At 50.2% G+C, this 25,300-nt stretch carries 17 protein-coding genes, 3 tRNA genes and 2 other RNA genes; 11 read left to right on the forward strand and 11 right to left on the reverse strand.

Annotation, left to right across the window (positions count from 1 at the left end; all coding sequences use genetic code 11):
- Positions 1-20: 20 nt before the first annotated feature.
- Positions 21-671, reverse strand: a complete 651-nt coding sequence (narL, locus tag OGV74_RS10035) for a two-component system response regulator NarL (protein WP_003020756.1) — start codon at positions 669-671, stop codon at positions 21-23.
- Positions 664-2,460: a nitrate/nitrite two-component system sensor histidine kinase NarX gene (gene narX / locus OGV74_RS10040; protein ID WP_003020754.1), complete on the reverse strand. Its 1,797-nt coding sequence runs from the start codon at positions 2,458-2,460 to the stop codon at positions 664-666. The genes narL and narX overlap by 8 nt, the downstream gene beginning before the upstream one ends.
- Before the next feature lie 340 nt (positions 2,461-2,800).
- Between narX and OGV74_RS10045 the strand changes: the two genes are divergently transcribed.
- The 5 genes from OGV74_RS10045 (at position 2,801) to narI (ending at position 11,369) form a co-directional block, all read left to right on the forward strand.
- Positions 2,801-4,192: a NarK family nitrate/nitrite MFS transporter gene (locus OGV74_RS10045; protein ID WP_286520747.1), complete on the forward strand. Its 1,392-nt coding sequence runs from the start codon at positions 2,801-2,803 to the stop codon at positions 4,190-4,192.
- Between the two features lie 514 nt (positions 4,193-4,706).
- Positions 4,707-8,450: a nitrate reductase subunit alpha gene (locus OGV74_RS10050; protein WP_003841311.1), complete on the forward strand. Its 3,744-nt coding sequence runs from the start codon at positions 4,707-4,709 to the stop codon at positions 8,448-8,450.
- The gene (narH, locus tag OGV74_RS10055) at positions 8,447-9,985 is read left to right on the forward strand and encodes a nitrate reductase subunit beta (protein ID WP_086504141.1); all 1,539 of its coding nucleotides are present in this window, start codon (positions 8,447-8,449) and stop codon (positions 9,983-9,985) included. Before OGV74_RS10050 ends, narH begins: the two co-directional genes overlap by 4 nt.
- On the forward strand, positions 9,982-10,692 hold the full coding sequence (narJ, locus tag OGV74_RS10060; protein WP_016150346.1) for a nitrate reductase molybdenum cofactor assembly chaperone: 711 nt from the start codon (positions 9,982-9,984) through the stop codon (positions 10,690-10,692). Before narH ends, narJ begins: the two co-directional genes overlap by 4 nt.
- The gene (gene narI / locus OGV74_RS10065; RefSeq protein ID WP_003020743.1) at positions 10,692-11,369 is read left to right on the forward strand and encodes a respiratory nitrate reductase subunit gamma; all 678 of its coding nucleotides are present in this window, start codon (positions 10,692-10,694) and stop codon (positions 11,367-11,369) included. The genes narJ and narI overlap by 1 nt, the downstream gene beginning before the upstream one ends.
- A 236-nt stretch (positions 11,370-11,605) precedes the next feature.
- Here narI and OGV74_RS10070 read toward each other — a convergent pair.
- From OGV74_RS10070 to OGV74_RS10100, 7 genes are all read right to left on the reverse strand, one after another.
- Positions 11,606-11,690, reverse strand: a tRNA-Tyr gene (locus tag OGV74_RS10070).
- A gap of 36 nt (positions 11,691-11,726) precedes the next feature.
- A non-coding RNA gene (locus OGV74_RS10075) (RtT sRNA) lies at positions 11,727-11,858 on the reverse strand.
- A 44-nt stretch (positions 11,859-11,902) separates the two neighbouring features.
- Positions 11,903-11,987: transfer RNA gene (locus OGV74_RS10080), tRNA-Tyr, on the reverse strand.
- Between the two features lie 36 nt (positions 11,988-12,023).
- Positions 12,024-12,155: non-coding RNA, RtT sRNA (locus OGV74_RS10085), on the reverse strand.
- A gap of 44 nt (positions 12,156-12,199) precedes the next feature.
- Positions 12,200-12,284, reverse strand: a tRNA-Tyr gene (locus OGV74_RS10090).
- A gap of 156 nt (positions 12,285-12,440) precedes the next feature.
- Positions 12,441-13,283, reverse strand: a complete 843-nt coding sequence (purU, locus tag OGV74_RS10095; protein WP_003020737.1) for a formyltetrahydrofolate deformylase — start codon at positions 13,281-13,283, stop codon at positions 12,441-12,443.
- Positions 13,284-13,338: 55 nt separating this feature from the next.
- The gene (locus OGV74_RS10100; protein WP_003020734.1) at positions 13,339-13,794 is read right to left on the reverse strand and encodes a YchJ family protein; all 456 of its coding nucleotides are present in this window, start codon (positions 13,792-13,794) and stop codon (positions 13,339-13,341) included.
- A gap of 111 nt (positions 13,795-13,905) precedes the next feature.
- Between OGV74_RS10100 and rssA the strand changes: the two genes are divergently transcribed.
- From rssA to galU, 3 genes are all read left to right on the forward strand, one after another.
- Positions 13,906-14,817, forward strand: a complete 912-nt coding sequence (rssA, locus tag OGV74_RS10105) for a patatin-like phospholipase RssA (RefSeq protein ID WP_003020732.1) — start codon at positions 13,906-13,908, stop codon at positions 14,815-14,817.
- A 90-nt stretch (positions 14,818-14,907) separates the two neighbouring features.
- Positions 14,908-15,921, forward strand: coding sequence for a two-component system response regulator RssB (gene rssB / locus OGV74_RS10110; RefSeq protein WP_003841305.1), 1,014 nt, complete (start codon positions 14,908-14,910; stop codon positions 15,919-15,921).
- Between the two features lie 204 nt (positions 15,922-16,125).
- Positions 16,126-17,034 (forward strand): UTP--glucose-1-phosphate uridylyltransferase GalU, encoded by a 909-nt coding sequence (gene galU / locus OGV74_RS10115; RefSeq protein ID WP_003020727.1) that lies wholly within the window; start codon positions 16,126-16,128, stop codon positions 17,032-17,034.
- Between the two features lie 136 nt (positions 17,035-17,170).
- On the opposite strand, the gene hns is transcribed toward galU, so the two are convergent.
- Positions 17,171-17,584 carry a histone-like nucleoid-structuring protein H-NS gene (hns, locus tag OGV74_RS10120; RefSeq protein WP_003020723.1) on the reverse strand — a complete coding sequence of 138 codons (414 nt, stop codon included), beginning with the start codon at positions 17,582-17,584 and terminating at the stop codon, positions 17,171-17,173.
- A 610-nt stretch (positions 17,585-18,194) separates the two neighbouring features.
- On the opposite strand from hns, the gene tdk reads away from it, so the two are divergent.
- A complete protein-coding gene (gene tdk / locus OGV74_RS10125; RefSeq protein WP_003020720.1) occupies positions 18,195-18,812 on the forward strand; it encodes a thymidine kinase in 618 nt (205 codons plus the stop codon).
- Positions 18,813-19,048: 236 nt separating this feature from the next.
- Here tdk and adhE read toward each other — a convergent pair whose 3' ends face one another.
- Positions 19,049-21,727, reverse strand: coding sequence for a bifunctional acetaldehyde-CoA/alcohol dehydrogenase (gene adhE / locus OGV74_RS10130; RefSeq protein ID WP_003020717.1), 2,679 nt, complete (start codon positions 21,725-21,727; stop codon positions 19,049-19,051).
- Between the two features lie 487 nt (positions 21,728-22,214).
- Here adhE and ychE point away from each other — a divergent pair, with 487 nt between their 5' ends.
- Together ychE and oppA are read left to right on the forward strand one after the other, a co-directional pair.
- The gene (ychE, locus tag OGV74_RS10135; protein WP_003020714.1) at positions 22,215-22,862 is read left to right on the forward strand and encodes an NAAT family transporter YchE; all 648 of its coding nucleotides are present in this window, start codon (positions 22,215-22,217) and stop codon (positions 22,860-22,862) included.
- Positions 22,863-23,633: 771 nt separating this feature from the next.
- Complete coding sequence (gene oppA, locus OGV74_RS10140; protein ID WP_003020712.1) at positions 23,634-25,265, forward strand: oligopeptide ABC transporter substrate-binding protein OppA; 1,632 nt, start codon at positions 23,634-23,636, stop codon at positions 25,263-25,265.
- Positions 25,266-25,300 lie beyond the last annotated feature (35 nt).

The following is a 25,300-nucleotide window of genomic DNA, read 5'->3' on the forward strand; positions in this document are numbered from 1 at the left end:
AATGACGCATGAGCGCGTTATCAGAAAATGCGTTCCTGGTGCACCCATACCGCGGCTTCAACGCGTGATTTGAGCTTCATTTTCTTCAGCATATGCTTCACGTGAACTTTTACTGTGCTTTCGGTGATGTCGAGGCGGCGGGCGATCATCTTATTAGGCAGACCCTGGGCGATGAGTTTAAGAATATCGCGTTCGCGCGGCGTCAGTTGAGTAACATCACGGTCGGATGTTGCGCGATTGGCGCGCAGGCTGGCGGCCAGAACCGGGGTTAAGGCTTCGCTCAGCACCATTTCACCAGCGGCAGCCTGCTGCAATGCTTTCAGTAAATCTTCTGGCTCCATATCTTTCAGCAGGTAACCGTCGGCACCACGCTTCAGTGCGGTAACCACATCTTCTTCATGATTGGATACGCTAAACACAACGATACGGCCCGACAGTGATTTTTCACGCAGCTTATCGAGGGTTTCCAGACCGTTCATGCCGGGCATGTTGAGATCAAGCAGGATCAGATCGGGATCAAGGGATTCAGCCAGCTCGATACCCTGCTCACCATTGCTGGCTTCGCCGACAACGGTAATATCGGGCGCCATGCTGACAAGCTGTTTTACACCGGTTCTCAGCATCGGATGATCGTCGATCAACAGGATAGTTGCCGGTTCCAGATTACTCATGGGTATCTCCTTGGACTTCTGTGAAGTTTGTTTCGGGAATAAAAGTGACAGCAACTTCAGTACCGCCCGTCTCGCGACGGCGTACGCGGCAATCGCCGCGCAAGCTCTGCGCGCGGTCGCGCATTATTATCATGCCGTAGTGGTTACTGCGTTCGGCGTTTTCCGGTACGCCGCAGCCGTTATCTTGCACTGTCAGTTTGACCTGCTTGCCATTTTGCACCACCGTCACGACCACTTCATTGGCCTGAGAGTGTTTAAGTGCGTTGCTCAGGGCTTCGCGCGCAATTTGTAGCAGGTGAATCGCCTGGTGCGAAGGGACCAGGCGTGGCGGTAGCTGATAATCCAGCTTAACCGTAAATCCAAAACGGGCGCTGTACTCCTGACAGCTGGCTTCCAGCGCCGGTCGTAATCCAGGTTCCGTGAGCTGTAAACGGAAGGTGGTTAACAGTTCTCGCAGTTGTGCCCATGAAGCATTTAGCTCGTTACGAATCTGGCTGAGCAACTCGCGACAGTTATCTGAAAGCGCATCGCCCTGCATCTGTAAACAGCTAACCTGCATCTTCATACAAGAGAGCGATTGTGCAATAGAATCATGAAGTTCGCGCGCAATGGTGGCACGCTCTTCCATCACAATCAACTGCTGTTGACGCTCCTGATGCCTGTCGAGCGCAAGCGTTGCGGTCAGTTGCTCAACCAGAGTATCAACCAGCTGCTGCTGATCGTGGCTGAGATGGCGTCCGTTCGGCAAGGTGGCGAGTAGAATACCATACTGGGTATGCGCATCGGTCAGCCGCCATTTCAATGTAATCCCGCCGTCAATCGCGGGCAGCGTTCCGCGAGGACACAGATGGCAACCTTTCTCATCACAGCTGGCATTTGACTGACAGGTAAATTCCTGATGATTGTCTTCATCTTCCAGGTCATAAACCCGGAGCTCAATATCATGCAGCAAGGTCAAATTTTGCAAACCATTCAGTACCGGAGAGAGGCGTTCGCACAACGGCACCTGAGAGTGCAGGCGGCGGTTAGCTTGCCACAGAAAAGAAAGAATCTGATTTTTGTGCTCCAGCCCCGCCGTTTTCTCCTGTACTCGCTGTTCCAGCACAGCGTAACTTTCGGCCAGTTCTTCCGACATATTATTTAGCGCCGAGCCCAAAGCCGCCATCTCATTACGACCGCTGATATGCGCGCGTTGGGTAAAATCACGCTGGCTGACGGCTCGCGCCATCGACAGCAGCTGTTTCCACGGTTCTAACAGGCGCACGCGCAGCCAGATAATGGTGAAAACCAGCAGCAATGCCATAAATACGGCCATCAGGCGATGCAGCAGGACGACGCGTTCAATGCGTAATTCGGTGGTATGGTCAAAGGCGGTAACCAATTTATCCAGTCCGCCCACAAAGCGCGTCACATCCTGCGCTACCGCATCAGGCGTTTGCGCATGCGCAAGTCCCGGCGCAAGTTCAGTGTGCCAGTAATCCTGTAATGCTTTTAACTGCGCCTGTTGTCCGTCTCGCTTTGCGGCACGCGTTAACTCCGGGCTAAACGCCGTTTGCTCCATTTCATCCAGCAGCGGTTGATCGCTAGCGTCCAGCGGTACGGCTGCCAGCAGGCGATAACTCTGCATGCGCAGCGATCCCGCTTTGTTGATTGCATGGGCGCTACCCTGAACGCCCTGAACCAGCCAGCCGGAGACGGCCATACCCGCCACGCCGATGGCTGTGGACAATAAAACAATCAGCGCCACCTGGTTGACCAGCGTAAGCGGGGAGAGACAACGTTTAAACATGGTGACTTGTTCCTTCGGGTTTTCGTCGAACAGAAAACCTTATTGAATGACGATTCTGCTGCAGGCAGTGGCGTTATTCTCGGCGATACACTGGAGTATACCCATACCTCAAACGGGCTACCTCTTAATTGCCAGTGGAGGGAGAGATCCTGGGCGACGGGGAGTAGGGGGCGACAGAAGCGTGAAAAACCACATCTTTTTTACCGAAGTTATGTACTCATTAAGGGTAATAATAAATTTTAGGCATGAATAATGACACCTTTTCCTTTGATTTATATCAACTTACCTCCAGCTGTAAACCCTAATGTTGCAGGCATCGAAACAAGTATCAGAGGTGTCTATGAGTCACTCATCTGCCCCGGAAAGGGCATCTGGAGCTGTAATTACCGAATGGCGGCCGGAAGATCCCGCCTTCTGGCAGCAGCGTGGTCAACGAATCGCCAGCCGTAATCTGTGGATTTCCGTCCCTTGCTTGCTGCTGGCGTTTTGCGTGTGGATGTTATTTAGCGCCGTGGCGGTGAACTTACCGAAAGTCGGATTTGATTTCACCACTGAACAGCTGTTCATGCTGACGGCATTACCTTCGGTGTCCGGCGCGCTGCTGCGTGTTCCGTACTCCTTTATGGTCCCCCTGTTTGGTGGACGTCGCTGGACGGCATTTAGCACCGGCATCCTGATCATTCCTTGCATATGGTTAGGTTTTGCGGTGCAGGATACCTCCACGCCGTTTAGTACCTTTATTATTATCTCCCTGCTGTGCGGCTTCGCTGGTGCGAACTTTGCGTCCAGTATGGCAAACATCAGCTTCTTCTTTCCAAAACAGAAACAGGGCGGCGCGCTGGGTCTGAACGGTGGCCTGGGCAACATGGGCGTCAGCGTGATGCAGTTGGTCGCGCCGCTGGTGGTTTCATTGTCAATCTTTGCCGCATTTGGTAGCCACGGGGTTGAACAACCGGATGGTACACAGCTGTATCTGGCAAACGCCGCATGGATTTGGGTGCCGTTCCTCGCTATTTTCACGCTGGCCGCATGGTTCGGTATGAACGAACTGGCAACCTCCAAAGCCTCGCTGAAAGAGCAATTGCCGGTGCTGAAACGCGGGCATTTGTGGATTATGAGCCTGCTGTATCTGGCGACCTTCGGTTCCTTTATCGGTTTCTCAGCTGGATTTGCGATGCTGTCGAAAACGCAGTTCCCTGAGGTGCAGATCCTGCATTACGCCTTCTTTGGCCCGTTCATTGGTGCGTTGGCGCGTTCTGCGGGCGGCGCAATCTCTGACCGTCTGGGCGGGACCCGCGTCACGCTGGTGAACTTCATTCTGATGGCTATTTTCAGTGCCTTACTGTTCCTGACGCTGCCATCAAATGGTGTCGGCGGCAACTTTATCGCCTTCTTTGCGGTATTCCTGGCATTGTTCCTGACGGCTGGTCTGGGGAGTGGTTCAACCTTCCAGATGATCTCTGTAATCTTTCGCAAACTGACGATGGACAGAGTAAAAGCTGAAGGTGGTTCAGAGGAGAAAGCGATGCGCGAGGCGGCAACCGATACGGCGGCAGCGTTGGGCTTTATCTCTGCTATTGGTGCGATCGGCGGCTTCTTTATCCCGAAAGCATTTGGCACGTCCCTGGCATTAACCGGTTCTCCGGTCGGTGCGATGAAAGTATTTCTGATCTTCTATGTCGCTTGTGTGGTTATCACCTGGGCGGTATACGGACGTCATTCTAAAAAGTAAAAAAGTGGTATACACAAAATCATTCTAACTGCATCAAGGCGACAAGTGAGAAATCCCCAGGAGCTAACAGAAGTAAGTGACTGGGGAGAACGAGCGCAGCCAACGCGAAGCAGTTTGAAGGATGAAGTGTAAGTTGATTATCCATTGCGCGGTGTTAGACCGCGCTTTTTTTTGTCTGTAATTAGTTACAACATACTTTTGTATTGTGGCATGACAACAGCCTGTGAGAACGGCGTACGCAACATGCTAAGCAGGGGGGATACCCCTTAATACCCACTTATAAAGAATTTAACATTTGCATGATAATTGAATTATTAAAAATCCTTTAAATTCAATTTATTACGTTAAATATCAATATCCCACTTTGGGGGTATGTAAAAACCAACCCTCATTTTTCATCCCTGCCTGCCTTGATCGTTATCAATTCTCACGCCCTTTCAGAGCGTTACCTTCGCTCTCAATCAAGCAATGTCGATTTATCAGAGAGCCGTCAGGCTCCTACAGGAGAAAACCGATGAGTAAATTCCTGGACCGGTTTCGCTACTTCAAGCAGAAGGGCGAAACCTTTGCCGATGGGCATGGCCAGCTTCTCAATACCAACAGGGACTGGGAGGACGGATACCGCCAGCGTTGGCAGCATGACAAAATCGTGCGTTCAACCCACGGGGTAAACTGCACTGGCTCATGCAGCTGGAAAATCTATGTGAAAAATGGTCTGGTGACCTGGGAAACCCAGCAAACCGATTATCCGCGTACCCGTCCGGACCTGCCAAACCACGAGCCTCGTGGTTGCCCTCGTGGTGCAAGCTATTCCTGGTATCTCTACAGCGCTAACCGTCTGAAATACCCGCTGATGCGCAAACGCCTGATGAAAATGTGGCGTGAAGCGAAAAGACTGCACAGCGATCCGGTAGACGCATGGGCCTCCATCATCGAAGACGCCGATAAAGCAAAAAGCTTCAAACAAGCGCGTGGTCGTGGTGGTTTCGTGCGTTCTTCCTGGCAGGAAGTGAATGAGCTGATTGCCGCTTCTAACGTTTACACCGTTAAAACCTACGGTCCTGACCGCGTGGCGGGCTTCTCGCCGATCCCTGCGATGTCGATGGTTTCCTACGCCTCCGGTGCACGATATCTGTCGCTGATTGGCGGCACCTGCCTGAGCTTCTACGATTGGTACTGTGACTTGCCGCCTGCGTCTCCGCAGACCTGGGGTGAGCAGACTGACGTTCCGGAATCTGCCGACTGGTATAACTCCAGCTACATCATCGCCTGGGGTTCCAACGTTCCGCAGACCCGTACCCCAGATGCGCACTTCTTCACGGAAGTTCGCTACAAAGGGACTAAAACGGTCGCCATCACCCCGGATTACGCTGAAATCGCTAAACTCTGCGATCTGTGGCTGGCTCCGAAGCAGGGCACCGATGCCGCAATGGCGCTGGCAATGGGCCACGTCATGCTGCGCGAGTTCCACCTTGATAACCCGAGCCAATACTTCACCGACTACGTGCGTCGTTACACCGACTTCCCGATGCTGGTGATGCTCGAAGAGCGTGACGGGTATTATGCGGCGGGTCGTATGCTGCGTGCCGCCGATCTGGTTGACTCCCTGGGTCAGGAAAATAATCCAGAGTGGAAAACTGTTGCCATCAATACCGACGGCGAAATGGTTGCGCCAAACGGTTCAATTGGTTTCCGTTGGGGTGAAAAAGGTAAATGGAACCTTGAACAGCGCGACGGCACGTCCGGTAACGAAACCGAACTGCAGCTCAGCCTGTTGGGCAGCCAGGACGACATCGCTGAAGTCGGCTTCCCGTATTTTGGCGGCGAAGGCACCGAGCACTTTAGCAAAGTTGAACTGGAAAATGTTCTGCTGCACAAACTGCCGGTAAAACGCCTGCAACTGGCAGATGGCAGCACCGCGCTGGTGACCACCGTTTACGATCTGACCATGGCCAACTACGGTCTGGAACGCGGTCTGAACGATGAAAACTGCGCCTCCAGCTACGACGATATCAAAGCGTATACCCCGGCATGGGCAGAGAAAATCACTGGCGTATCGCGCGCTCAGATCGTGCGTATTGCCCGTGAATTTGCCGATAACGCAGATAAAACGCACGGCCGCTCAATGATTATTGTCGGCGCGGGTCTGAACCACTGGTACCACCTCGATATGAACTATCGTGGTCTGATTAACATGCTGGTGTTCTGCGGTTGCGTCGGTCAGAGCGGCGGCGGCTGGGCGCACTACGTGGGCCAGGAAAAACTGCGTCCGCAGACCGGCTGGCAGCCGCTGGCGTTTGCCCTTGACTGGCAGCGTCCGGCGCGTCACATGAACAGTACGTCCTACTTCTATAACCACTCCAGCCAATGGCGCTATGAGACGGTTACGGCACAGGAACTGCTGTCCCCGATGGCAGACAAATCCCGCTATAGTGGCCATTTGATTGACTTTAACGTACGCGCTGAACGTATGGGCTGGTTGCCATCTGCGCCGCAATTGGGTACTAACCCGCTGTACATTGCGCGTGAGGCGGAAAAAGTCGGGATGACACCGGTGGATTACACCGTTAAATCTCTGAAGGAAGGTTCTATTCGCTTTGCGGCTGAACAACCAGAGAACGGTAAAAACCATCCGCGTAACCTGTTTATCTGGCGTTCTAACCTGCTCGGCTCTTCCGGTAAAGGCCACGAGTACATGCTGAAGTATCTGCTGGGTACTGAACATGGTATTCAGGGGCTGGATCTGGGTAAACAGGGGGGTGTGAAGCCAGAAGAAGTGGAATGGCAGGATAACGGACTGGACGGCAAGCTGGATCTGGTCGTCACCCTGGACTTCCGTCTGTCGAGCACCTGTCTGTACTCCGACATCGTGCTGCCGACCGCCACCTGGTATGAAAAAGACGATATGAATACCTCGGATATGCATCCGTTTATTCACCCGTTGTCTGCCGCCGTTGACCCAGCCTGGGAATCGAAGAGCGACTGGGAAATCTACAAGGCTATCGCCAAGAAATTCTCTGAAGTTTGCGTGGGTCACCTTGGCAAAGAAACCGACGTAGTGACGTTGCCTATCCAGCACGACTCGGCCGCCGAACTGGCGCAGCCGTTGGATGTTAAAGACTGGAAGAAAGGCGAATGCGATCTGATTCCAGGCGTTACCGCGCCGCACATCATGACAGTTGAGCGTGATTACCCGGCAACCTACGAACGCTTCACGTCCATCGGCCCACTGATGGATAAAGTCGGGAACGGCGGGAAAGGGATTGCCTGGAACACCCAGAGCGAAATGGACCTGCTGCGTAAGCTCAACTACACCAAGGCTGAAGGCCCGGCAAAAGGCCAGCCGATGCTGAATACGGCGATTGATGCCGCTGAGATGATCCTCACCCTGGCACCGGAAACCAACGGTCAGGTGGCGGTGAAAGCCTGGGCGGCGCTGAGTGAATTTACCGGCCGTGACCATACGCATCTGGCGCTGAATAAAGAAGACGAGAAAATCCGCTTCCGCGATATTCAGGCGCAGCCGCGCAAAATTATCTCCAGCCCGACTTGGTCAGGACTGGAAGATGAACATGTTTCTTACAACGCTGGTTACACCAACGTTCACGAGCTGATCCCATGGCGTACGCTGACTGGTCGCCAGCAGCTGTATCAGGATCATCAGTGGATGCGAGACTTCGGTGAAAGCCTGCTGGTTTACCGCCCACCAATTGATACTCGTTCGGTGAAAGAGGTGATGGGCGAGAAATCAAATGGTAACCCTGAAAAAGCGCTCAACTTCCTGACGCCACACCAGAAGTGGGGTATCCACTCCACCTACAGCGATAACCTGCTGATGCTGACGTTAGGCCGCGGCGGTCCGATCGTGTGGATGAGCGAAGCGGATGCGAAAGATCTGGGTATCGAGGATAACGACTGGATCGAAGTCTTTAACAGTAACGGGGCACTCACCGCCCGTGCGGTTGTGAGTCAACGTGTCCCGGCCGGGATGACCATGATGTACCACGCCCAGGAACGTATTGTGAATATTCCGGGGTCGGAGATTACCGAGCAGCGCGGCGGGATCCATAACTCGGTGACCCGTATCACACCGAAACCGACGCACATGATTGGTGGTTATGCCCACCTGGCCTACGGCTTTAACTACTACGGCACCGTAGGTTCGAACCGTGATGAGTTCGTGGTGGTTCGTAAGATGAAGAACATTGACTGGTTGGATGGCGAAGGCAATGACCAGGTACAGGAGAGCGTAAAATGAAAATTCGTTCACAAGTCGGCATGGTGCTGAATCTCGATAAGTGCATCGGTTGCCACACCTGTTCAGTAACCTGTAAAAACGTCTGGACCAGCCGTGAAGGTGCGGAGTATGCCTGGTTTAACAACGTTGAAACCAAACCGGGTACTGGCTTCCCCACTGATTGGGAAAACCAGGAAAAATGGAAGGGCGGTTGGATCCGTAAGATCAACGGTAAACTGGTGCCGCGCATGGGTAACAAAGCGCTGCTGCTGGGCAAAATTTTTGCTAACCCGCATTTGCCAGGTATTGATGACTACTACGAACCGTTTGACTTCGATTACCAGACTCTGCACAACACCCCGGCAGACAGCAAAGCGCAGCCGATTGCCCGCCCGCGCTCGCTGATCACCGGTCAGCGTATGGATAAAATCACCAAAGGTCCGAACTGGGAAGATGACCTCGGCGGTGAGTTCGAGAAGCTGGCGAAAGACAAAAATTTCGAGAACATGCAGAAGGCGATGTACGGTCAGTTCGAAAACACCTTCATGATGTATTTGCCGCGTCTGTGCGAGCACTGCCTTAACCCGGCGTGCGTGGCGACTTGCCCGAGCGGTGCCATCTACAAGCGTGAAGAAGATGGCATCGTGCTGATCGATCAGGACAAATGCCGCGGCTGGCGTATGTGCATCACCGGTTGCCCGTATAAAAAAATCTACTTCAACTGGAAGAGCGGTAAGTCAGAGAAGTGCATTTTCTGCTATCCACGTATTGAAGCCGGTCAGCCGACCGTGTGCTCCGAAACCTGCGTCGGTCGTATCCGTTACCTCGGCGTACTGCTGTATGACGCGGATGCGATTGAAAGCGCGGCAAGCACCGAGCATGAGAAAGATCTGTACCAGCGTCAACTGGACGTGTTCCTCGATCCGAACGATCCGGCTGTTATTGAACAGGCGCTGAAAGATGGTATTCCGCTGAGCGTTCTCGATGCCGCCCAGCAGTCTCCGGTTTATAAAATGGCGATGGACTGGAAGTTGGCGCTGCCGCTGCATCCGGAATACCGCACATTGCCGATGGTTTGGTACGTGCCGCCATTGTCACCGATTCAGTCTGCCGCCGATGCGGGCGAGCTGGGCAGCAACGGTATACTGCCGGACGTTGACAGTCTGCGTATCCCGGTTCAGTACCTGGCGAACCTGCTGACCGCAGGCGATACTCAGCCGGTGCTGTTGGCGCTGAAACGTATGCTGGCAATGCGTCACTACAAACGTACGGAAACCGTTGACGGTAAAGTCGATACCCGTGCGCTGGAAGAGGTGGGCTTGAGCGAAGCGCAGGCACAGGAAATGTATCGTTATCTGGCGATCGCGAACTACGAAGATCGTTTCGTGGTACCGAGCAGCCATCGTGAACTGGCGCGTGACGCGTTCCCGGAGAAAAGCGGTTGTGGCTTTACCTTCGGTGACGGTTGCCACGGTTCTGATACTAAATTCAATCTGTTCAACAGCCGCCGCATCGACGCTGTCGATGTGACCAGCAAAACGGAGCCGCACCAATGATTGAACTCGTCATTGTTTCGCGTTTGCTCGAGTACCCGGATGCTGCCCTGTGGCAGCATCAGCAGGAACTTTTCGATGCACTCGCGTCATCTGAGAACCTGGATAAAGAGGATGCCCAGACTCTGGGCGTTTTCCTGCGCGATCTAATCGCGCAAGACGTGCTGGATGTGCAGGCAAGTTACAGCGAACTGTTTGATCGTGGCCGTGCCACCTCGCTGCTGCTGTTTGAACATGTACACGGTGAATCCCGCGATCGCGGTCAGGCGATGGTTGACCTGATGGCACAGTATGAACAGCACGGTTTGCAGCTCGACAGCCGCGAACTTCCCGATCATCTGCCGTTGTATCTGGAATATCTTGCGCAACTGCCGAAAAGCGAAGCGCTAGGTGGCTTGCAGGATATTGCGCCGATCCTGGCTTTGCTCAGCGCTCGTTTGCAGCAGCGTGAAAGCCGTTATGCAGTACTGTTCGATTTGCTGTTAAAACTGGCGAATACCGTTATCGACAGCGATAAAGTGGCTGAAAAAATTGCGGATGAAGCCCGTGATGATACTCCACAAGCGCTGGATGCGGTCTGGGAAGAAGAGCAGGTAAAATTCTTCGCCGATCAGGGGTGTGGCGAGTCGGAAATCTCCGCTCACCAGCGTCGTTTTGCCGGGGCCGTTGCGCCGCAGTATCTGAATATCACTACCGGAGGACAGCACTAATGCACTTCCTGAATACGTTCTTCTTTGACATCTATCCGTACATCGCGGGTTCTGTCTTTCTGATCGGCAGTTGGCTGCGTTATGACTACGGGCAGTATACGTGGCGTGCGGCCTCCAGTCAGATGTTGGATCGCAAAGGGATGAACCTGGCGTCAAACCTGTTTCACATTGGGATCCTGGGGATTTTTGCCGGGCACTTCTTGGGTATGTTAACGCCACACTGGATGTATGAAGCGTGGCTGCCGCTTGAAGTGAAACAAAAGATGGCGATGTTCGCGGGTGGCGCTAGCGGCGTAATGTGTCTGATTGGCGGTGTACTGCTGCTGAAACGTCGTTTGTTCAGCCCACGAGTGCGGGCTACCACCACCGGAGCGGATATTCTGATCCTCTCTCTGTTGGTTATCCAGTGTGCGCTGGGTCTGCTGACCATTCCGTTCTCCGCCCAGCATATGGACGGCAGCGAGATGATGAAGTTGGTGAACTGGGCGCAGACAGTGGTGACCTTCCATGGCGGAGCGTCTCAGTATCTGGATGGCGTCGCATTTATTTTCCGTGTGCACCTTGTGCTGGGTATGACGCTGTTCCTGTTGTTCCCATTCTCGCGTCTGGTACACATCTGGAGCGTCCCGGTCGAATATCTGACACGCAAATACCAGATTGTTCGTGCACGTCACTAATTGTATTTCTGTGAAAGATAAAACCCTGCTTCGGCGGGGTTTTTTTATGCCTGTTTGCCGGATGGCGGCGCAAACGCCTTATCCAGCCTACGCAGGTTTCAGCGAGCGCCGTAGGCCTGCGTAGTGCATCAGGCAATTTGTGGGCATGTGTCGAGTTTGTAGGCCTGATAAGCACAGCGCATCAGGCAAATAAAAGGCATTGCAGATTGATTATGTGTTGGTGCTTTATGAAGTGATGGTGGTGGGGGAAGGATTCGAACCTTCGAAGTCGATGACGGCAGATTTACAGTCTGCTCCCTTTGGCCGCTCGGGAACCCCACCAGGGGTATACTAATTTTGTGAATCTAAAAGAATGAATGGTGGTGGGGGAAGGATTATTCGTCGCTTCGCTCCTCACCCTTCGGGCCGTTGCCGTTGGCAACGTTCTCTCGCTTTCGCTCGAGTCGAACCTTAATCGAAGGTTCTCACCCTTCCCCGACAAGTGCAAACTTCTGTATTGCTCACCGGGATAACTACATCGCTGTAGTAAAAAATGGTGGTGGGGGAAGGATTCGAACCTTCGAAGTCGATGACGGCAGATTTACAGTCTGCTCCCTTTGGCCGCTCGGGAACCCCACCAGGGGTATACTAATTTTGTGAATCTAAAAGAATGAATGGTGGTGGGGGAAGGATTATTCGTCGCTTCGCTCCTCACCCTTCGGGCCGTTGCCGTTGGCAACGTTCTCTCGCTTTCGCTCGAGTCGAACCTTAATCGAAGGTTCTCACCCTTCCCCGACAAGTGCAAACTTCTGTATTGCTCACCGGGATAACTACATCGCTGTAGTAAAAAATGGTGGTGGGGGAAGGATTCGAACCTTCGAAGTCGATGACGGCAGATTTACAGTCTGCTCCCTTTGGCCGCTCGGGAACCCCACCACGGGGTAATGCTAATTACTGGCCTGCTTCCGTTGGAAGCGGGGCGCATCATATCAAATGATGCGCCCCTGTAAAGCATTCCGTTCATAAAAAAGAACTGGTTGCCTGATTTTTACACGTAAAGATGTAAAGGTAACCAATTAACTTATCAATCGATTACAGAATAATCGTTCGGTTACCGTAAACAAAGACGCGCTGAGCCAGAACCTGATACAGCGCACGGCTTAAAACATTTTTTTCAACGTCGCGACCCGCACGCATCATATCTTCGGCAGTGTAAGTGTGATCAACGTGGATCACGTCCTGCATAATGATTGGGCCTTCATCAAGGTTATCATTTACGTAGTGGGCCGTCGCGCCGATGATTTTCACGCCGCGCTCATAAGCTTGATGGTACGGGCGAGCACCAATGAATGCTGGCAGGAATGAATGGTGAATATTGATAATTTTATTTGGGAAGCGTGAAACAAATGTCGGGGTCAGAACGCGCATGTATTTAGCCAACACGACATAGTCCGGCTGGTGGGCGTCGATAGCGTCAGCCATTTTCTGATCATGTTCGTCACGTGTTAAACCTTCATGGCTGACCAGCTCAAACGGAATATCAAACCGTTCAACCAGAGGACGCAACGTCTCGTGATTGCCGATCACCGCGGCGATTTCAACATCCAGCCCGCCATAATTGGCCTTCATTAACAGATCGCCCAGGCAATGCGCTTCCTTAGTGACCAAAATGACGATGCGGCGGCGGCCTGCTGGGGTTAATTCACGAATTGAGCCTTCAGGTAAGGCGCTGTCCAGATCGGCAAGCAGCGTGACGTCGTTAAAAATGCCCTCCAGTTCGGTGCGCATAAAAAAGCGTCCGGTGCGGTGGTCCACAAACTCATTGTTTTGCACGATGTTCAGTTCATGCTTGTAACAGATATTCGTAATGCGCGCGATCAGACCTTTTTGGTCCGGGCAAATAGTACGCAGCACTTTTCTTTGTAATGAATGCATTTGCAGCGGTGATCCTGTTGAGAATGTTTGCAAAATTGATACTGTCGGGCGTTGATTAGCCGCAGCACTTTTTAAATTTTTTACCGGAGCCACAAGGGCAGGTATCGTTTCGTCCAATTTGAGGGCGTGTACCGTCTATATAGTACCACTGACCGTTTTCTTTTAAAAAACGAGAGCGCTCGATAATTGCACCTGTTTTACCTTGTTCAGAAAACCGCGCGACAAAACTGACATAGCCGGTATTTTCTGTGTCTGCCGTCTCTTGTTCAAAAACGGTCAGTCCGAGCCATTCTGTATGACTAAATCCTGCGATAATGTCGTCGCGAAACGAGGCCGCATGACAATCTGGATGCCAGGTCCTGATAAGGTAATCTGCGTCTTTCATCACAAAAGCACAGTAACGAGAACGCATGAGGTGTGACGGCGTAGGTGCTACTTGCGCGCCGGACACATAACGGTAGCAACATAGGCTATACTCGACAGCGCTACCACAGGGACAAAGCTGAGACACAAAGTACTCCCTGGAATATAAAAACGGCGTAAAAACGCCAGAGTGGCACTATGTTAACTGAGCGGTAGCGATGTTGCTACGTCTGCAAGCCAGGGGAAGTTTGTACGTATAATGAGAAAAATAAAAATTGGGCTGGCGCTAGGTTCCGGCGCGGCGCGAGGTTGGTCGCATATTGGGGTTATTAAAGCCCTTAAGCATATGGGCATCGATGTTGATATCGTGGCAGGGTGCTCCATCGGTTCGCTGGTTGGCGCTGCCTACGCCTGCAATAAGTTGCCTGCTCTTGAAAAGTGGGTATGTTCTTTCAGCTATTGGGATGTTTTACGGCTGATGGATCTCTCGTGGCGCAGGGGAGGTTTACTGCGCGGTGAACGGGTATTCAATCAGTACCGTAATGTCATGCCGGTAGAAGCAATTGAGCAATGCACACGCCGTTTCGCAACAGTTGCTACTAATCTGAGTACGGGGCGGGAGCTGTGGTTTACCGAAGGTGATTTGCATCTGGCTGTCCGAGCCTCCTGTAGTATTCCTGGTCTGATGTCTCCCGTGGCGCATAATGGTTACTGGCTGGTCGATGGCGCGGTGGTGAATCCCGTCCCAGTATCCCTGACTCGTGCGTTGGGGGCCGATATTGTTATCGCGGTCGACCTGCAACACGATGCTCATCTCATGCAACAAGATTTACTCTCCTTCAACGTCAATAGCGATGCCGAATCGGGTAATGATGCTGACGAGCTTTCATGGCATGCCCGCCTGAAAGAGCGATTGAGCAACATTACGGCCAGGCGTGCGGTCACGGCACCGACGGCGATGGAGATCATGACGACGTCTATTCAGGTTCTGGAAAATCGTCTGAAACGTAACCGCATGGCCGGTGACCCTCCAGACATACTGATTCAGCCGTTTTGTCCACAAATATCCACGCTGGATTTTCACCGCGCCAGTGCAGCAATTGCTGCCGGGCAGTTGGCGGTCGAGAAGAAAATGGATGAACTTCTACCCCTGGTGAAAACCAACGTCTAACGCATTTTTTATCAACACTTAAGCTAATTCTGACAGGCGTGAGTGGCAATAGCATGCCACTATTTATTAAAGCCAGTCAGGGGGGAGAATATGACGCAGCCATTGGTCGGAAAACAGATTCTTATCGTTGAGGATGAGCCGGTATTTCGCTCACTCATGGACTCATGGTTTTCCTCTTTGGGAGCGACAACGGCGGTGGCTGGCGACGGGCTTGAAGCACTTGAACTACTTGGACACTTCACACCAGACCTGATGATTTGCGATCTGGCTATGCCAAGAATGAACGGCCTCAAACTGGTTGAGTATCTACGCAATCGTGGCGATCAGACCCCGATACTGGTGATTTCTGCGACGGAAAACATGTCCGACATAGCCAAAGCGCTACGACTCGGGGTGGATGATGTCCTATTGAAGCCGGTGAAAGACCTTAATCGCTTGAGAGAAACCGTCTTTGCATGTCTTTATCCCAACATGTTTAATTCACGCGTAGAAGAAGAAGAGCGGCTGTTTCGCGACTGGGATGCGATGGTGGACGATCCTGCCGCCGCCGCGAAGCTGCTAAAAGAATTACAGCCTCCAGTGTCGCAAGTGATTTCGCACTGTCGCATTAACTATCGACAATTGGTAGTAGCCGACCAACCGGGGTTGGTGCTGGATATTGCGCCGCTGTCGGATCATGACCTTGCATTCTATTGCCTTGATGTGACGCGGGCAGGGGATAATGGTGTTTTGGCTGCATTATTATTGCGGGCGCTATTTAATGGTTTACTGCAGGAGCAACTGACACAACAAAATCAGCGCTTGCCGGAGTTAGGTACGTTATTGAAACAGGTAAATCATTTGTTGCGGCAAGCCAATTTACCAGGGCAGTTTCCCTTGCTGGTGGGGTATTACCATAGCGGATTAAAAAATCTGATTCTGGTATCTGCAGGGCTGAATGCGACATTAAATACAGGTTCCCACCAAGTGCAAATCAGCAATGGCGTTCCGCTGGGTACCTTAGGTAATACGTATCTTAATCAGTTGAGCCAACATTGTGAGTCATGGCAATGCCAAATATGGGGGGCGGGAGGGCGCCTGCGCTTGATGTTGTCTGCGGAATGAACAATTGAGAGGCGTGCAAATGAAATTGGTTCACCCTCCCCGTGCTGTGAGTGCTACTATCAGCGCCAGATTTATTCGTATTTATCTTAATTATACCGACGCGCGTCCTTTTCAGACCAGAAGTTTGTCGCTGTACTGATATACTCGGATGCGATACAGAATGATGAACACGTTCAATACATGAACAGTCCAGGAGAGTTTTAAATGGCTGCCCTTAATTCAAAAGTCAAAAAAGCCGTTATCCCAGTTGCGGGATTAGGAACCAGGATGTTACCGGCTACGAAAGCAATCCCGAAAGAGATGCTACCGTTGGTTGATAAGCCATTAATTCAGTACGTCGTAAACGAATGTATTGCTGCGGGCATCACTGAAATTGTACTTGTAACTCACTCGTCTAAAAATTCTATTGAAAACCACTTCGATACCAGCTTTGAACTTGAAGCGATGCTGGAAAAACGTGTAAAACGTCAGCTGCTGGAAGAAGTGCAATCTATTTGCCCGCCGCATGTGACTATTATGCAGGTACGTCAGGGGCTGGCAAAAGGTCTGGGCCACGCAGTATTGTGCGCGCACCCTGTGGTTGGCGATGAACCGGTTGCTGTAATCCTGCCGGACGTAATTCTTGACGAATACGAATCTGATTTATCCCGCGACAACCTTGCCGAAATGATTCATCGCTTTGATGAAACAGGTAGCAGCCAGATTATGGTTGAGCCGGTAGAAGATGTTACGGCTTATGGTGTTGTTGATTGTAAAGGCGTTGAATTATCCCCGGGCGAAAGCGTCCCGATGGTTGGCGTGGTTGAAAAACCAAAAGCTGATGTAGCGCCTTCTAATCTGGCCGTTGTGGGTCGTTATGTCCTTAGTGCCGATATCTGGCCTCTGCTGGCTAAAACCCCTCCGGGAGCGGGTGATGAAATTCAGCTGACAGATGCAATCGATATGCTGATTGAAAAAGAGACGGTTGAAGCTTATCACATGAAGGGCAAAAGCCATGACTGTGGTAATAAACTGGGCTATATGCAGGCGTTCGTCGAATATGGTATTCGCCATAATACTCTCGGCGCTGAATTTAAAGCCTGGCTGGAAGACGAGATGGGTATTAAGAAGTAACCTTCTTGCATTATCTGGTCAGAACGGCGCTGTATTAACAGCGCCATTTTTTTATACCTAATCCGGGTAAGGCTGAGCGAAGTACCAGTAAAAAAAATCCCGCCAATGGCGGGATTTTAAGCGAAGTATTTCTGAATTATTCCTTGATCAGGAAATCGTCCAGTTGTTTACCTTGCTCTTCCATCGCTTTTTTGATCACTGCCGGTGTACGACCCTGGCCAGTCCAGGTTTTAGTTTCACCGTTTTCGTCAACATAGCTATATTTAGCCGGACGTGCAGCGCGTTTAGCTTTGGTGCCAGATTTAACAGCAGCCATGCTATTCAGCAGTTCGTTCGGATCAATGCCGTCAGCGATCAGCATTTCACGATATTGTTGCAGTTTACGAGTGCGTTCTTCAACTTCAGCGGCAGCAGCGCTTTCTTCTTCGCGACGCTCGCTAACTACAACTTCTAATTTTTCCAGCATTTCTTCAAGCGTTTCCAGAGTGCATTCTCTTGCCTGCGCACGAAGAGTACGGATGTTGTTCAGAATTTTAAGTGCTTCGCTCATTGTAGTAATCTCAAACTTATATTGGGGTGGTTTGTTGAGCTAATAATAGAGCGATAAATTCAGTTGTGCAATAGCCAGGAATGTAAGGAATTCAAAATTGCGCTTTATTTAGTAACAGAATTAATTCTCCTGTCTTAAATTCCCCATGATGTTGGGCATAAAAAAGGCTTATTGGCGAGGGGGCTTCTCAGCGGCTGAGAGTAAAAATTCAAGATTCAGGTCACATTTTATGGTGTACAAATAGTATCTCTTTGCAGTGATTTCAACCTTTTGTATTAGTTTTGCTTACGTGAATTCGCTAATACATGGTGAGAGTGGGTAGATTCAATAACAATATGGGAAGGGTTTCTTTATTGCCGTATGATGATAAGTGACATTGATAAATTTCATGAGCACTATTTGTGAAAGAGAGTGTATATACGCGTCCGAGCTCGGGCTGTATGGTCGATGGTTGTATGCTCTCTCACAACCTGCTACTTAAATTCAGGCGGCACTGAGCGGGCTTGCCCGCGCATTTATACGCCTTTGGGCGCAACGCTACACCGACACTTTCGTGAAATATGATACAATCCCGCGCATATTTATTTCCCCATGTGAGGGCCTTCGGTCAATGGCACAGCTATATTTTTACTATTCTGCAATGAATGCCGGTAAGTCGACTGCATTGCTGCAATCTTCGTACAATTATCAGGAACGTGGGATGCGTGCTGTTGTATATACAGCGGAAATTGATGACCGTTTTGGTGCTGGAAAAGTAAGTTCACGTATAGGTCTGTCGTCGCCTGCAAAATTGTTTAACCAAAATTCATCTTTGTACGAAGAGATTCGTGCTGAAAATGAGCAGCAAAGAATTCACTGTGTACTGGTTGATGAGTCGCAGTTTCTGACTCGACAACAGGTTTATGAATTATCTGAAGTTGTCGATCGGCTGGATATTCCTGTGTTGTGCTATGGCTTACGCACAGATTTCCGTGGTGAATTATTTGGCGGTAGCGAATACCTGCTTGCGTGGTCAGATAAGCTCGTTGAATTAAAAACCATTTGTTTCTGTGGGCGTAAGGCCAGCATGGTTTTACGACTTGATCAGTCTGGAAGGCCCTATAACGAGGGCGAGCAGGTGGTTATTGGCGGGAATGAACGCTATGTGTCGGTATGCCGTAAACACTACAAACAGGCGCAGTCTGAGGGCTCTCTGACGGCGATACAAGAACGACACAGCCACGATTAACCTGCAGGCTTCTGAGCGCTTATAAACACAGGGTAGGCCGGGACATTCGTCAATATTCTCTACCCTGTCAGACTCTCTTCTGACGGCTATTCTCACATCTTCCTGAATACATCTCTTACCGTGCCATTCTATTCACATGGTTAAATTGGGGATCACTCAGTTTTCATAGCACAAGACGAAAAAAAACGATCCCAACTGGGACCGTTTATAGTGAAACTAAAACTTATCTGAGAAAATTAAGCGGATTTCTTCGCTTTCTTTTCTGCTTTCGGTGCAGCTACTGCTTCAGTCTTAGCGGTGGTCTGGCCTTCGCTGTACTCACGACCGTAGTATGTATCCAGCAGGATCTGTTTCAGTTCAGCAATCAGCGGGTAACGTGGGTTTGCACCAGTACACTGGTCATCAAACGCATCTTCAGACAGTTTGTCCACGTGTGCCAGGAAGTCAGCTTCCTGAACGCCAGCTTCACGGATAGACTTAGGAATACCCAGCTCAGCTTTGATTTCTTCCAGCCAGCCCAGCAGTTTCTGGATTTTCGCGGCAGTACGGTCGCCCGGTGCGCTCAGACCCAGATGGTCTGCGATTTCAGCGTAGCGACGGCGTGCCTGCGGACGGTCGTACTGGCTGAATGCAGTCTGTTTAGTCGGGTTGTCGTTCGCGTTATAACGAATAACGTTGCTGATCAGCAGGGCGTTCGCCAGACCGTGAGGAATGTGGAACTGAGAACCCAGTTTGTGCGCCATTGAGTGACATACACCCAGGAAGGCGTTAGCGAACGCGATACCGGCGATGGTTGCTGCACTGTGTACACGCTCACGTGCTACCGGGTTCTTAGAACCTTCATGGTAGGACGCTGGCAGGTTTTCTTTCAGCAGTTTCAGCGCTTGCAGAGCCTGACCGTCGGAGAACTCAGAAGCCAGTACGGAAACGTAAGCTTCCAGAGCGTGAGTGACGGCATCGAGGCCACCGAACGCACACAGGGACTTCGGCATATCCATCACCAGGTTGGCATCAACAATCGCCATATCCGGAGTCAGCGCATAGTCTGCCAGCGGGTATTTCTGCCCAGTTGCATCGTCAGTAACAACCGCAAACGGAGTCACTTCAGAACCGGTACCGGAAGTGGTGGTGACGGCGACCATCTTCGCTTTCACACCCATTTTCGGGAACTTGTAGATACGTTTACGGATGTCCATAAAGCGCAGCGCCAGTTCTTCGAAGTGAGTTTCCGGGTGCTCGTACATAACCCACATGATTTTCGCGGCGTCCATCGGGGAACCGCCGCCCAGCGCGATGATTACGTCTGGTTTGAAGGAGTTAGCCAGCTCAGCACCTTTGCGAACAACGGTCAGAGTTGGGTCAGCTTCAACTTCAAAGAACACTTCGGTTTCAACGCCAGCAGCTTTCAGAACGGAGGTGATCTGGTCTGCATAACCGTTGTTGAACAGGAAGCGGTCGGTCACGATGAGCGCACGTTTGTGACCATCGGTAATCACTTCATCCAGTGCGATTGGCAGAGAGCCACGACGGAAGTAGATAGATTTCGGAAGTTTGTGCCACAACATGTTTTCAGCTCGCTTAGCAACGGTTTTCTTGTTGATCAGGTGCTTAGGACCAACGTTTTCAGAGATGGAGTTACCACCCCAGGAACCACAACCCAGAGTCAGGGAAGGTGCGAGTTTGAAGTTGTACAGGTCACCGATACCACCCTGAGAAGCTGGGGTGTTAATCAGGATACGTGCGGTTTTCATCATCTGGCCGAAGTAAGCAACACGTTCTGGCTGGTTGTCCTGGTCAGTGTACAGGCAAGAGGTATGACCGATACCGCCCATCGCAACCAGTTTTTCAGCTTTAATGACTGCGTCTTCGAAGTCCTTCGCACGGTACATTGCCAGCGTCGGAGACAGTTTTTCATGAGCAAACGGTTCGCTTTCATCGACAACCGTCACTTCACCGATCAGAATCTTAGTGGTTTCTGGTACGGAGAAGCCTGCCAGTTCAGCAATCTTGTATGCCGGCTGACCAACGATAGCTGCGTTCAGCGCGCCATTTTTCAGGATAACGTCCTGGACTGCTTTCAACTCTTTGCCCTGCAGCATGTAGCCGCCGTGAGTCGCAAAACGCTCACGTACTGCATCATATACAGAGTCAACCACGACGACAGACTGCTCAGAAGCACAGATTACGCCGTTATCGAAGGTTTTAGACATCAGAACAGATGCAACAGCACGTTTGATATCAGCTGTTTCGTCGATAACAACAGGGGTGTTACCTGCGCCTACGCCGATAGCCGGTTTACCGGAGCTGTATGCCGCTTTAACCATGCCTGGACCACCGGTCGCAAGGATCAGGTTGATGTCCGGGTGGTGCATCAGCGCATTAGACAGTTCAACGGAAGGTTGATCGATCCAGCCGATCAGATCTTTCGGTGCGCCAGCAGCGATTGCAGCTTGCAGAACGATGTCTGCTGCTTTGTTAGTTGCATCTTTTGCACGCGGATGCGGAGAGAAGATGATGGCGTTACGGGTCTTCAGGCTGATCAGCGATTTGAAGATAGCGGTAGAAGTTGGGTTAGTGGTTGGAACGATACCGCAGATGATACCAATTGGTTCTGCAATGGTAATGGTACCGAAAGTGTCGTCTTCAGACAGCACACCACAGGTTTTTTCATCTTTGTAAGCGTTGTAAATGTATTCAGAAGCAAAGTGGTTTTTGATCACTTTATCTTCGACAATACCCATGCCGGATTCGGCAACGGCCATTTTCGCGAGAGGGATTCGAGCGTCTGCGGCAGCCAGAGCGGCGGCGCGGAAGATTTTGTCAACCTGTTCTTGAGTGAAACTGGCATATTCACGCTGGGCTTTTTTTACGCGCTCTACAAGTGCGTTAAGTTCAGCGACATTAGTAACAGCCATGATGCTCTCCTGATAATGTTAAACTTTTTTAGTAAATCATCTGCTCGATACGAGAGTATAGACAGACCGACGAAAATTTGTGTAACGGTTTGAAAATCAAACGGTTAATTAACGTCCACTTTACTTTGATTTACTAAAAGAGCTTATACGCTAGTGCCAGTTAACTCTAACGCGTTACCTCCAGGTGGCGTAAGCAAGATTACTCACTTCTGAGTAGTAATTGCGTGATCTGGATCAAAAATTCGCAAAGCTGACACCTTTCAGCAGGCCCTTTTAGCGTTTCTCGTTAAGTGTTAATAAATTGACGTAATGAATGCTAATAACGTTAGCATAATTAATACATATTAATAACACTGAGTATTGGTAGCGTATTTACGTAGATATACGAAGATAGAAGGTGAAGTATGCTGACAAAAGGCGTATCTTCAGCGCGGATTTTATCAATTTTTATGACTCATTTTATCCGGCTAACGCTTCGGAGCTAACCGTGATCCAAACGCTATTTGATTTTCCTGTCTATTTTAAATTTTTCATTGGGTTATTTGCGTTGGTCAACCCGGTAGGGATCATCCCTGTCTTTATCAGTATGACCAGTTATCAAACTGCTGCAGCGCGAAACAAAACCAACCTTACGGCAAACCTGTCGGTCGCTATCATTCTGTGGACTTCGCTGTTTCTTGGTGATGGTATTCTGCAACTTTTCGGTATCTCAATAGATTCGTTCAGGATTGCCGGCGGCATTCTGGTTGTGACTATCGCGATGTCAATGATTAGCGGAAAACTAGGGGAAGATAAACAAAACAAACAGGAAAAATCAGAAACTGCAATTCGTGAGAGTATCGGCGTTGTACCGTTGGCATTGCCGTTGATGGCGGGCCCGGGGGCGATAAGCTCAACTATTGTTTGGGGTACGCGATATCACAGTGCGATTAACCTGTTTGGCTTTTTTGTCGCGATTGCGCTGTTTGCCCTGTGCTGCTGGGGGCTGTTTCGCATGGCGCCATGGCTGGTACGACTGTTGGGACAAACTGGCATCAACGTCATTACGCGTATTATGGGGCTACTGTTAATGGCCTTGGGTATCGAATTCATTGTTACAGGTATCAAATCCATTTTCCCTGGTTTGCTGGCCTGATATCTCTCTTCTGTACAAACGGAGTCGGCCCCGGCTCCGTTTCCTTTCATTATCAGTAAAACTTCTCACTAAAGTTGAAAATCAGCATAGTGATAATAAAAAATGCTGATGGTTATTCATTTGTTTATTCATTGATTTTATGAATGTAACACTCATCTATCTGCCAGAGAGAGCCTGATATCGCTGTTATTTAATTAACATCATACTCTGGGGCTTGCTGAAGGATTATCGAAATGTTATTAGTTATTTCAGCGTTTTTTTCAGTTGAATGTGCTAATTAATAACCAATTGTTAAATTTATGTGCATTTTGACGTGGTGTTGACACCTGACAGGGTAGTTAACACCTGATTTTATTTAATTTATTGTTTTTTATGGGTTTGTTATAGAAAATCTTCATTCGTAAGACTTTCTTTGTGGGATTTATTTCCAATAAAAGAGAATTAGTTAACAAATTTGTAAAATGTATTGGCGGTTAAGAAACGCATTTGATACTTTCCGGCCTGGTATTATGCAGAAGAATTCACGTTGATGAGAATCATTTGCAGTTAGTTTCTCTCAACAGGGTAATAGCGTGTTTCCGGCAGGGGAGGCACGTAGATAATCGACGTAAGGCGGTCATACGAACCGTCAGAATAAATAAAGTCGGTGATAGCAAGCAGTAAAACAAAAAACGACCTGACGGCAGAAAATCTCCGGTGCCGTACAGTGATCCTGACAGGATTAACAGTCTGGTTAAAAAACCAGCCATAATAATGAGGGAGTACAACACAATGACTAACATCACTAAAAAAAGTTTAGTAGCTGCGGGGATCTTAACTGCGCTAGTCGCTGGAAATGTTGCCACGGCGGCAGTAGTGCCAGCGGGTGTGCAGCTTGCTGAAAAGCAGACTCTGGTGCGTAATAACGGTTCGGAAGTGCAGTCACTCGATCCCCACAAAATCGAAGGTGTACCTGAATCCAACATTAACCGTGACCTGTTTGAAGGTTTATTAATCAGTGATGTCGATGGCAAACCATCGCCTGGCGTGGCTGAAAAATGGGAAAATAAAGATTTTAAAGTCTGGACATTCCATCTGCGTAAAGATGCTAAGTGGTCTGACGGCACGCCTGTTACCGCGCAAGATTTCGTGTATAGCTGGCAACGTTTGGCTAATCCAAATACTGCATCACCGTACGCCAGTTATTTGCAGTACGGTCACATCGTCAATATTGATGATATTATCGCCGGTAAAAAACCGATCACCGATCTCGGCGTAAAAGCTCTCGACGATCATACTTTTGAAGTCACCCTCAGTGAACCTGTTCCTTATTTCTACAAACTGCTTGTGCACTCTTCCGTTTCACCAGTTCCTAGAGCTGCTGTTGAAAAATTCGGCGAGAAGTGGACCCAGCCCGCTAACATCGTTACTAACGGTGCGTATAAACTGAAAGACTGGGTTGTGAACGAGCGCATTGTGCTTGAGCGTAATACCAACTATTGGGACAACGCCAAAACGGTTATTAACCAGGTAACCTACCTACCTATTTCTTCTGAAGTGACTGACGTTAACCGCTATCGCAGCGGTGAAATCGACATGACCTATAACAACATGCCGATTGAGTTATTCCAGAAACTGAAAAAAGAGATCCCGAACGAAGTCCACGTTGACCCGTATCTGTGCACCTATTATTACGAAATCAACAACCAGAAAGCACCGTTCAACGATGTTCGTGTTCGTACCGCCCTGAAGCTGGCGTTGGATCGTGACATTATCGTCAATAAAGTGAAAAACCAGGGTGACCTGCCGGCGTATAGCTTTACTCCTCCATACACCGATGGCGCGAAACTGGTTGAGCCAGAGTGGTTCAAGTGGTCTCAGGAAAAACGTAATGAAGAAGCGAAGAAACTGCTGGCTGAGGCCGGATATACCGCTGAGAAACCGCTGACCTTTGACCTGCTGTATAACACTTCAGACCTGCATAAGAAGCTGGCTATTGCCGCGGCATCTATCTGGAAGAAAAATCTGGGTGCTAATGTGAAGCTGGAAAACCAGGAATGGAAAACGTTCCTCGATACGCGCCATCAGGGCAACTATGATGTTTCACGTGCGGGCTGGTGTGCGGACTATAACGAACCGACGTCCTTCCTGAATATGGTGCTGTCCGACAGCTCCAATAATACCGTCCACTATAAGAGCCCGGCATTTGATAAGCTGATTGCGGATACGCTGAAAGTGACGGATGAAGCGCAGCGCAGTGAACTGTATTCGAAAGCGGAACAGCAGCTGGATAAAGATTCTGCGATTGTACCGGTTTATTACTATGTTAATGCCCGCCTGGTGAAACCATGGGTTGGCGGATACTCCGGTAAAGACCCGATGGATAATATCCACGTTAAAGACTTGTATATTATCAAGCATTAATGGCAAGACGTGGGGCAATCATTTTTGCCCCACAG

This window comes from Citrobacter sp. Cf116 (assembly GCF_030336505.1).
Taxonomy (GTDB): domain Bacteria; phylum Pseudomonadota; class Gammaproteobacteria; order Enterobacterales; family Enterobacteriaceae; genus Citrobacter; species Citrobacter freundii.